We start from the raw sequence: 11312 nt of genomic DNA on the forward strand, positions 1-11312 counted from the left end.
GTTATGCGTCCCGCCGTACAGCGGACGTCCGGCGGCCACCTTATAGCGAACCTGTCCCTGGCGTGCCATAAAGGGGACGCTGGCCGTGTTGACCTGCCAGGTCCGGACGCTACCGTCGCTTTCCCGGACGCTGACATCCAGGTTGCCGCTGATATTCTGGCTCAGGTCGGGAAGCTCAAAAGGCCCCGGCGACACCCGGGTCTGGTACAGAATGCGGCCATTCTGGCTGACGGTAACCTGTGCATTACTGTTCGCAATGCCGCTGATTTTCGGGGCATATCCCTGCAGGGAGGGCGGCAGCATGCGCTCATCGCTGGCCAGGGTGAGTCCGGCAAAGCGGAAAGAGTCAAAAATAGCGGAACTGAGGTACGTCTGTCCCAGCGTCAGTTTTGAACGCAGTGCGGGCAGGGCACGGAACAGATACGTCTGCGGCAGATAAAAATCGGACTGCGATGCCCCATGTCCGCTGTCAAGGCGGCTGTACTGGTAATCACTGCGCAGCCGCCACGGGCCGAGATTAAACCCGGCGGTGCCGTAGAGGCTGTAACTGTCAGAGGTCTTCCCCTGCTGCGGCATGTAGCGGCTGGCCATCAGGCTGTAATCGAGCAGGCCGGCAGTGACGCCGTCGCTCCAGCGTGAAGGGGGGACCCAGTCCGGGTCCTGATAACGCATCCAGGCCTGGGGGATAATGAAGGTCAGCCGCTGCTTTTCAGCGCTGTACCGTACCTGACTGTCAGCGGAGCGCAGCTCAAGGCACTGCCCGTCCGGGATACCGGTAACGGGTTTCAGGCCATGAATAATCTTATCCTTAAGACCCAGCATGGCCACCATATCGGTTGTCACACAGATGACGGCCGCATCGCGTCCGGCAGCCGGTACAACCCTGACCGGATACTGTTCCCGTACCGTCTGGTCATTGAGCCAGATATCGAGAATATAGTTACCGGGCGCCACATACCCCTCGCGGCTGAAGGCCGTGAGGTCCACGTTGGACAGATTCCCGCTGTCCAGCAGGCTGGCATTAAACTCCGTGGCCTGGGACTTCAGGACGGAAAATGTCAGGGTAATCAGAATGGCAAGCCGGGTAATTTTCATGGCATGGCGCTTTCGTGTTGTCGTCCGTGTAACAGACAGCCCGCAGGCGTGGTCAGATATAAAAGCCGTCCGACGCCCTCCGTGGACGGCTTCTCCCTGTCGTTATTTACTGCGTAAGAATCACAGGTATTTCAGGGTGTAGGTAACGGTACTCTCAACAGTTCCCGGGGAAACGTTGGTGCCAAGAGCAACCACACGTGCGAAGAAATTAAGCTCGTTATTGCCAGTCTGCAGTTGCTGAGTATCTGCATCTGTGTTGGGAGCAAGAATTGAATGGTTGTCGCTTTTCAGTAACTGGACAGCGACGTCCTGAGCATTGCCGGTATTAACATAACCTTTATTATTTGCATCGGCATTACCTAAGAAGGACACGGTGACTTTGGACATTTTGCCAATCGGGTTTTTATTGGTAGTTGCATCATCCGGATCAAATGCACAGTTCTGAAGATGAATAGTGAACGGCTTTGAGTCTGAAACATCATCAGCAGCCTTCAGGTGGCGATAAGAAATTTGCCCAAGCGGGACGGCAATAGCGTCATCACCTGGTGCGATATCACAGGGAGAGTTAGTGATAGTGCCGGTGAAGGTAATTTTACCGGTACCGAACGGGCCTGTTGTTGGTGTTGTGCCGGCGGCAAATACAGAAGCTCCATACATCATACCAGCAGCAGCAAGGGCAATTGTTAATAATGATTTAGTGCGCATAAAAATATCCTTTCAGAGAATGAGTATTCAGTACACAGACAGGCAACATCAGAGGCCGGAAATATCAGCCAGATGTGATTTCGCTGAAATCACGGCCAGAGTTAACGGGATAACCGGTGCTGATATACCGGATGAAAAACATTGCACCTGGGGTCTGTGTGAAAGGATTTATAAGAAGATTCTCAGTCGTTTTACATCAAAAAAAACAGATCGATAAGATCGATGAAAGAGTTCGTAAATTAGGAATAATCACAAAAAATATCACCTTCCAGCATAATAATAAGCGAGTTAATGGTATCTGGCGGGACTTCTGACGGGCATCTTGTAATGTTTTGTAACATGCATCCATTATAGAAAATAAGATTTATCGACTTAAAACAAAAAACAGAGTTTATGACTAAAAAAAGAAGGAAGAATGTAAAAAAAAAATAACTTTTCGCTTTTAATTTTATATATTATGGATTTTCATTCTTGAATTAATGTCAGGAGATGAAGTGGCATATAATATGAAAGATTTCTTTGATAAGTATAATAACTATTATCATTAAAAAGTTGTGATTTTCATAATGTGATTAATTTCACATCATCATTTTATCTCATCTGGTCACATGGATGTCTGATGATGCATATTCGTATGAGATCAATCGTTATCGAAAATTATCAATTTGCAGTGCCTGCCACTCGCCTGCACATAGATAGCCTCGAAAACTATAATTAACGAAACACGGTAAAGCTAAATGTAGTATCTGAAAGGTTCATTTAATCAGTCGAATAAAGCACCTGCATCGCGTTAATGAGTGTGATTGTCACCATTCTTTGTTGTAATGACTAACCTCATCCTGTTCAAAAGCAAATGCTGCCAGAGCGGGAAAATCAGTTGCAGTATAATAGACATATGGTACCGGCAAACGTGCCATTTCATGTCCGGGCCAGAGCTGTAGTTCCTCCAGCATATCAAGATGGTATGTCTTCCAGTAATGTGGCAGAGCCAGGCGCAGTTGTGATGTCTGCTCTCCCGGAACTCTTGTGGGTGTACGACTGTCGCTGACATCATAATTTCGTCGAAGTACCAGAAATTTTTCCGGTACTCTTCGCAAACTGTTCCACCAGATCCCATCCAGCATGTCAAAATGAAAACGGGTGATGTTCTCCGGGCGGCCTCCCAACTGATTTAATGCCTGGTTCAGAGCAGTCTGCATTGCCGCATTATACATACCCAACGTAGCTGTCTGTCCATCGAGAATCAGCGATACGGCAAGCCTCGTACCCAGCAGGTTTGAATAGAGATCCTCCGGTGAGAATGCGGAAATGCCTTCCGGAAAACCCGGAACCGATTCATATCCATACCACTGGGCTATTTCGTGCCATGCAGCCAGTTGAAAGGCAATATGTGCTGCCATCCATGCTGCCAGAGCATAACGTTCACCGGGAGTTGAGGGAGGCGTAAAAGAGCTGAACACAATCCGGCGTTGTGCCAGCTCGTCCTCAGGGCTCAGGATAAATGCCTGCCCCAGTTCCGGTAACAGGTGAGTGAATAAAAAGACCGTCATATCGGCACTGTCCCGCACATGTGCGGTATCTATAAATCCCCCATGGGACGTATAGATAATGCCATTACGCTCGCTGCCAAACCCGACAAGAGAACTCAGACCGGACAGAAAATTGTCATTATAATGGTGTCCGCCCAGGTTACCTGCCATCACGATATTATTCAGTTGCCAGAATGGTACCGGAATATTCAGTACCTTCACGTGCAGGTTATAACCAAACGCGCAACAGGGACGCAACCCTGCAGGCTCCGGTAGCGGGGGCATCACTGGCCAGGCATGGGTTTGAACACTGTCACCATCTCCGTTCAGCATCAACGGAAGTGGTAGTGCTGCCCGGACCGAGGTCGTAAACAGTAACAGGCATATGAGCAGCACTTTTTTATTCAAAATGCCTCCCCGGTCTGGAAATAAAACCCGCTGCTGCCTCTGCCTATACCATAATCAAGACGAACGTTCATACGCGGGCTGAACTCAAAACGATAACCTATACCAACAGAAGGCAACCAGTGCCTGTGACCTGTTGCATGAAATGAAGGCACCATGGTTCCTGCTCCCAGCCATCCCACTATACCGTGCCGCCAGGTCAGCCTGTGACGTATTTCAGCCTGACCGCTGATGACATTTCTGTCGCGATAACGTCCTTCGTAGTAACCACGCATCCGGTGGCTGTCTCCAAGCAACGGCAACATATTCCAGGGTACATTTCCCCGGGAAAAATCGCCATTCAGCTCCCAGGCCAGCACGTCTTTATTACTTAGAGAATGATATCGACTGTAGTGCAGCGTGTATTCATCAAAACGCGTGTCACTTCCTGTTTCCGGTGTATACCGGGTAAAACGGATATCTGCCAGTTTTCCGGTACGGGGATTTGGCACAAAATCACGGTCATCCAGGGTCAGTACCAGGCTGACACCAGAGCTGAATATCGACTGTCCCTGCGGTGTATTTTCAATAAGCAATGGTCCACTGTTATCAGGCTTTGCGGCATGCTGCAGATCCAGAACCCAGCCCAGCCCCATATACGTATGACCAGTCAGTTGCCTGTATATCACAGGACGAAGAGTTAACGCCTGTGAAGTGTACTTCTGTTTATGACTGCCGCGTTCTGCGGCATAAAACCCCTGGCCATAATAATATGTAGGGGTATCGTTCACCGAGCCATCAAGAAAAAAACGCCAGCTATCCTGTGCGAAAAAAGCATAATTGCTGAGATTAATTCCAGCCGCTCCTGTGGCACTCACATAGCCGCTGAGCGACAACGTGGAGTTCTGGCTCACCGTATCATCAGACGAGAGACGATACTGACCGGCTACAGCGCCCCCGATCCCCGGCCCCAGTTCAGGCGTGTAAAACGGCCCGGGAAGGATATTCCAGCGGGTACCGGAGCCGGTACTACCTCCTGCCCGGGCCAGCCAGTTATCCAGTTGTTCATGTGATGGCAGTGACCATGCCTGGCATACAGACTCTTGTACCAGAATCAGGAACAAAGCCAGATAAGACTTCAGCATCAGAACCGGTATTCAGCGGAGACAAGAACGCTGTTACGTTCTGCAAATCCCACTTCCGTTGTAATATTAACATTGCGGGTAATTTCATAATTAGCCCCTACAAGGAGATTCCAGGGAGAATGCAGATGTTGTTTAACCTCAAAACGCCCGTTGCCATTCTGGTCTGCAAGCGCCATCAGTCCCCCGAAACTTGCCGGTATATTCAGGTCACTCAGTTTTCCACGAAAAGTCTGCTGAACATCCTGGTACATAGTACCCACCCACACCCCCAGTTTACCGGAAGGTAGTGACAGACTGTCGACGCCCGGCGTGGTGAAACGGTACCCCACCCGCGGAGTGAGTGTGAATGCATCGGTCTGCCCGTCAAGAATGTTAAAATCTGTACGGGTATAGTTGATATCCATCAGGCCATACCAGTTACCATACCCCCCGGCCAGCACAGTTCCCACGCCATAAGTGGTACCGTGAAAACGGAGACTGAAATCCAGATTTTTCAGTGCGCCTGATTCGTTCATTGCATGTATAACAGGTCCAATGAATCCATTGGCAGGGCTGGCATCAACAGAAACGGTGGAATGCGAACTCCCGCGGGTTTTCCCCACGAGAGCGTAAATATTCATAAAGGGAAACAGCCAGGTATCCAGTTTGATCGTTTTTGTGATGCTGCGCTCTCGTGTATGACTGGCCTGAATATTAAACAGATCTGAAGGAAATGCGTAGCCCGGCCAGCCAAGTCCAGAAAAGCGAATGCTGTCAACATCAATATTCTGACGCATATTCATATAATTAACATTAATGCCAAAAGGTTCAGGCAGGTCGTAGCCATGAGCTCTTGCCATATCTCCCAGCAATGGAAGGAATGAATTGTCATCGGAAGCCAAAGGAGCAACGGACTCAACAGGTACAGGATTAATGGTTTCGGTATTTATTTCCGACAAAGCTTTTGCGTATGCTGCCGGGGTACATGAAACGGACAGACAAATCAGGAGACACTGTACTTTTTTCATTAAAACCTCTTCAGGGGGTTCTGAAATACACTCCGGAAAATCACAGTTAGTGCTTAAATGAAGGCATAATGAAAATCAAAGCCCAGCACAGGAAACATCAACACCTACATTATTAGCCAGCTAATTTGATGGTAAGCAGATATCTGATGACAACACCATTTGCGTCAGAAAAGCACTAATAGTTAATGCCGGCATATCACTATTGCCATCTGCACTCAGCGTCAGTTTGTAAGTGAGGCTTCCCACTACCGGGCTTCCGGAATTCACGTGGATGGTTTACTGCCCCCTTCGCTCCTGTTCCAGGGTTAAGATGCTAAGATTGAGCTTGATCAGTGCAGGCAAAGCATGAAGCAGAAATCGAATATTCCCTGGCGACAGTCAGGAGGAGTAATGTCTCCCAATGAGCAGATAAGGAATGCGTCTGCACATGTCACGTAACGCTGTAGAAAAAAATCGTATTGATAGCTTTTACCTACAAATACACCGTAATCATTCAAACCAATGGTAAGTAGGGTACCCTGTGCGCTGCTGTTTTTAATAATTGCATCCATGCAGTTGCCGCTGATACTTCCTCCTGTCAGTAGACGATCATTCACATCCTGTGTATTACCAGCAGTAATGTCGTATTTTTTCGGGAAGACCATATGACCAGCATTATTCAAACCATTATCGGCGTTCATATTAATGCTACTGTTGCCTTCAGTTTTTAACGTTCCCCCTGTCAAATAATAAATTTCCGCAGTCCCTATCTGCCGTGCGACAGCATTACCTTTGAATGTAGTAATCCGTATTTAGAAGTTCATAGAAGATAATGCATTCTCTGCCAGCACTCGAATATTAAATAGATGCACGGCAATTTCCTGAAATCTCTTACCCTCACCGACCTGCATTAATCTGGTCTGTATCTGAATTTCAAGCAACGTATGAATAATCTTACTTTCATTCAGATATGGATATTCAAGATTACTACGTAGATTTTTTACATCCTTGTTTATTTGTTCTACATAATTAATAAGCGAACATATTTTTTCTTTTTTGCTCTCGTCAGAGCGAGTTTTTTGTATATCCAGAAGTGAGAAATATATGTTATTCAGTCTTGTCATTTCAGTTTCTCTTGCTGTTTTGAGTGGCAGATACCTTCATTCTATAAAGTGGTCGGAGTAACTCAGATACGGAATAGCCGAACGGCTTAACGTCCTCTAACTCATCTATATAGCTGACTGAAGATTCGCGAACATAAATCGCAAAAAATTCTTTTCCTTTGTCTGACAATATGCCCTTATGTAGGTAATCAAAATAAAAACTTACACATGCACCAACGATAAACCGAAAACGAGTACGATCTACATCAGGCAATAGTAACTTAAGATTTTCAGGCCTGCCTTTTATGAGTTTGGGAATATATTCCGGCTGGTAATCCCACCAGACGCTAACCCTAAACTCATTATGTCCGTTATATACCCAGTTGATGATTGTGGGTTTATCGCATACGGTTATTTGTGCGTATCCTTCAGATGTCATTTTTAGATATTTGAACATTAAGGGAATAACACCCGTTTTTACCGCTTCATTAGTTGCGTAGAGCATTATCTTTTTTATTCTCTTCTGCTGCTCCGCCTTATTCATTACCAGACTATTCCTTGCCATTTTCTGACTCCACAGTAGTTGGCAGGTTATTTAATGTATCGACCACTTCCTGAATCCATACCTTACCTGTTACCTGTTGCCTCCCGTCCAGCGCCGATATATTCAGCTCTGCTTTTTAATTATGCCAATATGCCGTACAACCTGTCGGGCTCTTCCTTTTTCAATAACCAACTCTTCCTGTGCTGCTGTTCTCTATATGAAGCATCCACCAGGCAACAATTCCGATGAAATCGACTATGTTGTTACTTAACTGAGTGCCGGGCTTTTCCCCCTTGCTAAGTCTTTCGCCCATCAGGATAAAAATCTCATCAAGTGCAGGAAGAATATACCGTGTTTCAAAATCCGTTAATCTGTGCCGCCGCTGCCGCTCCCACATAACGGCGGTCAGGTGCTCCACATAGCCAATGAGTGCCGTAACCTGATCGATGATAATTTGGCCATGGTAAAAATGCGGTTTTTGTAGCTCTATAAGGTCGTCTATGACGTCAAGTCGGTTGTATATCTCTGTTAGCCTTGTCATGGTTTCAGCCTTGTGTGAATTATTGTAAATGAGAATCATTAACAAAACATCACACTTTCAGCACCACAATTGCAACTCCTTATTGTAAGCAGAATGTCCCTTTCATGGGGCTGAACAGCCGCAATAGAGAGCACACAGGAGTTTGAAGCGAAAGCCAGGGAATGGTTGATAGATGAGATTAGCGCATTGTCTTTTGACCGGGCCGTAGTTCGCAACGTTAATTTGAAATACTGGTAACACATGAACAAGCAGGTGTGCTCCAGTCGTACAACGAAAATCATGAGTACTGGAAACGCCAGATGTATCTCAATGTAGTATTCTGTTTTTATCGTTGTTACCCTCAATGCGGGAAAGGTAAAAACTGACCAGGCTAATTAGCTCTGTAATGCACCTGGCTAGTTCATAGAGTGGCCTGTTAGTCCCTGTGAGTTCCCGATTTACCTGCAACCAAATTTCAGAAATGGCTGGCAATATGTAGCGGGAGTCAAAATCACAAAGCTTACCCTGTCTCTGCTGCCCCCATACCGCGGAGTTAACGCTATCAACGTACTCAACGAACCCGACAATACGAGCGTGTATTATTCGCTCGCGGTAATTTTCAGGCTGCTGCAGCATAAGCGCTAAAAAACCATCAACAGCTTCAAGTCTGGAATAGATTTCAATGAGCCTTATCATTTCGCCATCCTGTGCTTTATTTGTTGTGTATACTCAGAAAAGCATTTGCAGGTTGTCTGATGCAATAGCAGCTGGCGGATGAACGTGCTCGTAGGGTTTATTTTTAACAGGACATAATTTAATGTGAACGGCCGACTGGCGTTCCGTTAGGTAGAGTAGATTCGGTTCAATCTAAATCGATAGGTCTCTGGCAAGCACAGGCCCTGTTACCGCGGGCCGTATCACTCCGCCAGCCAGATATTCATCCCGCGTTTCGTAAAGCGCTACACCACGCACACTGACAGCCAGGTACCGGTGTGACACCGCAGGTTCCGACAGGCAAATTTTGCATATCTTCGTGCGTGACGCTGTAAAATTTGCTCAGCAGTTGGTCCTCGTGCAGACGCAGGTCTGAGGCGGTTTGCTGTACCGTTGATTTAAATGCATAAGCTGGAAAAGCCGCAGCCACACACAGTGGAAGAAGGCTGAAGTAATGTATTTTCATTTATCGATACTCCTGTGGCATGTAACATATTGCGGTATGTATGCAAATGACGGTTAATTGAAGCAGCTTTTATTACTCTACTGGACCGTTGGGAAGTTCACTGCGGGCCTTTACCAGTTCTTCCCGGGCTTCATCCAGTTTTGACTGCTTATTCATGATTTGTTCCCGTTTTCCTGATGCCCGGGCCTGTTCCAGTTCTCGCTGGTACTCCGTGACCTTTCGTTTTTTTTCACTGACTTTAGTTTCTTTTCGCGCCAGCAACCGTTTGTCAGTACAGTATTCATTAATCCGGCGGAGTGCATTCTGCAGACCAGCCACCCGGTGAGCGTTATTATATGCCAGCGCATACTCCAACTGATGTTCCAGTTGCTGACGCTTGTACTCGCATCTTTCATAATCGGCCATCGCGCCGGGGGACGTGAAGATATAAAGCAAAATGGTCAGAATGGTGATACTGAGGTATTGTGGCTTCATAGTGTGTATACGCTGTTCGTAGAATTCAGTAAAAGATGAGTCAGCGTATGATCTGCAGCCAGAAAGAATCAAGCCGGAAATAACAAGGTGTGAAAGGTAGCATTCTGAAGAAAAATCCAGGCAATGATGATTAAAGCAATGATAAAGAAAACAGCATGACAAAGTCATTACCATTATCCATGAGGACGAGCGTCAGTCAGGAGACTGAATCATACATGGCTTAACCAGCCTCCTGACAATTATCAGAGGATGTTCGCGATTGATTTGGCCAGTTGCTCTTCCAGTACTGGTTTAGCTTCTTCAAACTTCAGGTTGACCTTATTCGCATTTGATACCACACGGGTCTGGTATTTATGCTGGTTACCTGAGCCCGTGCTGGTCTGGATTTTGGCACCGGAGGTTCCCTGTCGAAGTGCCGCGACATTTTCTGTTGTGACGGTCGTTTTTGTTCGCTCAGCAATCTGTACATCGGTGATCATTGTATAGTTAATGTCCTCCACCATAGCATCAGCAGCCATACCAACCAGTCCGGCCGCCAGTCCAACTCCCAGCGTAGCTCCTGCAGAGTTTGAGTTATAAGCTGTTATACCTGCCCCGAGTGCAGCTCCGGAAACTGCGCCTTCATAACCACGGTTTAGCCAGCCCTGAGACTCGCGCAGATCCATCTTGTCAGCCTTCAGCACGTTAGCCTGAATCCAGTAGTAAGCCTTATCCGGTGACGTCACTACGGTATAACCTTTTGCCTGAATATCTCTTGCTATCAGGCTTTGTAACTCGTTCATATCCTTATCGGAGGTGTTTTTCACCTGTAGATAGACAGTTCGTTCACTGGAAGGATCAAGCCAGATGGTCTGACTCATCTGAGTTTTCACTTCCAGATTACGTTTCTTTATTGCCGTGCTCATTGCACCGCACCCTGAAAGAACCAGTGTGGAGCTAACAAGTGCAACCATCATTATTTTTTTCATCAGTATTTCCTTTTATTAAAGACCACAGTAATGAAATTTATGCTGAATAAGATCCCCAAGAGATCAGATATCCACTCCTTATCTGCCAAAATTTTTATTAAAACTAAAAGTGTATGCACATACAAAATCCTGACTCTATAAACAGCAGATATTGTTCGTCCAGCAAAATCTTACTGATGGCATGACACATCAGCGCGAGTGAATGCCCATGTCTACTGATACAATTGCCGTTACCACCGTTGTGAATATATTTTCTCGCCCCGTTACTTTATTCATCCCCCTTATAATGGGAAATGAGCCAGCCAGACCCGACATGATTACTGCCTCCAATAGTCCATGCTCCGGGAGAGTGATGTCACTGAGTTTGGTGGAGTGCTGGTAACCCCTGACAGGAGGCAGGTCAGCCATCATCTCGGGACCATCTGAAACGCAGATGCCGGTAAGGCTTCAAATCCTCAACGGATCCCTCGTCTTTTCATATTCTGCAGACGCTTCTGTACCACAAAGCTTTCTGGCATCAGCCGGAGAAATAAACGCGGTCCGCTGCATATCCGGGCAGAAACGCGTACCGTAGAGAAGTTCATACAGCCGATTTTTCATGCCCAGCTTCATCAGTAGTCTGTTTTTGTCCTGCCAGATTTGCTTCTCGTTTTTGCTCAGTATCTTTGTCAGCCCTGAC

At 46.8% G+C, this 11312-nt stretch carries 12 protein-coding genes and 1 pseudogene; all 13 read right to left on the bottom strand.

Annotated elements, in window-relative coordinates; translation table 11 throughout:
• Positions 1-1095: fimbria/pilus outer membrane usher protein (locus tag HV477_RS27070; RefSeq protein ID WP_175065676.1), on the bottom strand; the 1095-nt coding region annotated here is incomplete at its 3' end.
• Between the two features lie 120 nt (positions 1096-1215).
• Positions 1216-1800, bottom strand: coding sequence for a fimbrial protein (locus HV477_RS27075; protein WP_175065677.1), 585 nt, complete (start codon positions 1798-1800; stop codon positions 1216-1218).
• 806 nt (positions 1801-2606) lie between these two features.
• Positions 2607-3737 carry a DUF4056 domain-containing protein gene (locus HV477_RS27080; RefSeq protein ID WP_023222214.1) on the bottom strand — a complete coding sequence of 377 codons (1131 nt, stop codon included), beginning with the start codon at positions 3735-3737 and terminating at the stop codon, positions 2607-2609.
• Positions 3734-4858, bottom strand: a complete 1125-nt coding sequence (locus HV477_RS27085; protein WP_175065678.1) for a BamA/TamA family outer membrane protein — start codon at positions 4856-4858, stop codon at positions 3734-3736. Before HV477_RS27085 ends, HV477_RS27080 begins: the two co-directional genes overlap by 4 nt.
• On the bottom strand, positions 4858-5865 hold the full coding sequence (locus HV477_RS27090) for a hypothetical protein (protein ID WP_080073784.1): 1008 nt from the start codon (positions 5863-5865) through the stop codon (positions 4858-4860). Before HV477_RS27090 ends, HV477_RS27085 begins: the two co-directional genes overlap by 1 nt.
• 329 nt (positions 5866-6194) lie before the next feature.
• On the bottom strand, positions 6195-6545 hold the full coding sequence (locus tag HV477_RS27095) for a hypothetical protein (protein ID WP_023222211.1): 351 nt from the start codon (positions 6543-6545) through the stop codon (positions 6195-6197).
• A gap of 111 nt (positions 6546-6656) precedes the next feature.
• The gene (locus HV477_RS27100; RefSeq protein WP_023222210.1) at positions 6657-6968 is read right to left on the bottom strand and encodes a hypothetical protein; all 312 of its coding nucleotides are present in this window, start codon (positions 6966-6968) and stop codon (positions 6657-6659) included.
• Position 6969: 1 nt separating this feature from the next.
• The gene (locus HV477_RS27105) at positions 6970-7512 is read right to left on the bottom strand and encodes a hypothetical protein (RefSeq protein WP_139771655.1); all 543 of its coding nucleotides are present in this window, start codon (positions 7510-7512) and stop codon (positions 6970-6972) included.
• A gap of 160 nt (positions 7513-7672) precedes the next feature.
• Complete coding sequence (locus HV477_RS27110; RefSeq protein WP_024147679.1) at positions 7673-8032, bottom strand: hypothetical protein; 360 nt, start codon at positions 8030-8032, stop codon at positions 7673-7675.
• A gap of 306 nt (positions 8033-8338) precedes the next feature.
• Positions 8339-8707 (bottom strand): hypothetical protein, encoded by a 369-nt coding sequence (locus tag HV477_RS27115; RefSeq protein ID WP_175065679.1) that lies wholly within the window; start codon positions 8705-8707, stop codon positions 8339-8341.
• A gap of 556 nt (positions 8708-9263) precedes the next feature.
• Entirely contained in the window at positions 9264-9665 is a 402-nt protein-coding gene (locus HV477_RS27120) for a DUF1090 domain-containing protein (protein ID WP_170913751.1), read from the bottom strand.
• A 242-nt stretch (positions 9666-9907) separates the two neighbouring features.
• Positions 9908-10639 (bottom strand): conjugal transfer complement resistance protein TraT, encoded by a 732-nt coding sequence (gene traT / locus HV477_RS27125; RefSeq protein WP_024147678.1) that lies wholly within the window; start codon positions 10637-10639, stop codon positions 9908-9910.
• Positions 10640-11080: 441 nt separating this feature from the next.
• Positions 11081-11312: pseudogene (locus HV477_RS28735) on the bottom strand (transcriptional regulator); the annotation flags it as partial.

The organism is Salmonella sp. SG203 (assembly GCF_013350575.1).
Classification (GTDB): domain Bacteria; phylum Pseudomonadota; class Gammaproteobacteria; order Enterobacterales; family Enterobacteriaceae; genus Salmonella; species Salmonella enterica.

Coding starts and splice junctions, on each gene's coding strand:
- HV477_RS27075 (WP_175065677.1), bottom strand. CDS start 1,800: ATGCGCACTAAATCATTATTAACAATTGCCCTTGCTGCTGCTGGTATG.
- HV477_RS27085 (WP_175065678.1), bottom strand. CDS start 4,858: ATGCTGAAGTCTTATCTGGCTTTGTTCCTGATTCTGGTACAAGAGTCT.
- HV477_RS27090 (WP_080073784.1), bottom strand. CDS start 5,865: ATGAAAAAAGTACAGTGTCTCCTGATTTGTCTGTCCGTTTCATGTACC.
- HV477_RS27095 (WP_023222211.1), bottom strand. CDS start 6,545: ATGAACGCCGATAATGGTTTGAATAATGCTGGTCATATGGTCTTCCCG.
- HV477_RS27100 (WP_023222210.1), bottom strand. CDS start 6,968: ATGACAAGACTGAATAACATATATTTCTCACTTCTGGATATACAAAAA.
- HV477_RS27105 (WP_139771655.1), bottom strand. CDS start 7,512: ATGGCAAGGAATAGTCTGGTAATGAATAAGGCGGAGCAGCAGAAGAGA.
- HV477_RS27110 (WP_024147679.1), bottom strand. CDS start 8,032: ATGACAAGGCTAACAGAGATATACAACCGACTTGACGTCATAGACGAC.
- HV477_RS27115 (WP_175065679.1), bottom strand. CDS start 8,707: ATGATAAGGCTCATTGAAATCTATTCCAGACTTGAAGCTGTTGATGGT.
- HV477_RS27120 (WP_170913751.1), bottom strand. CDS start 9,665: ATGAAGCCACAATACCTCAGTATCACCATTCTGACCATTTTGCTTTAT.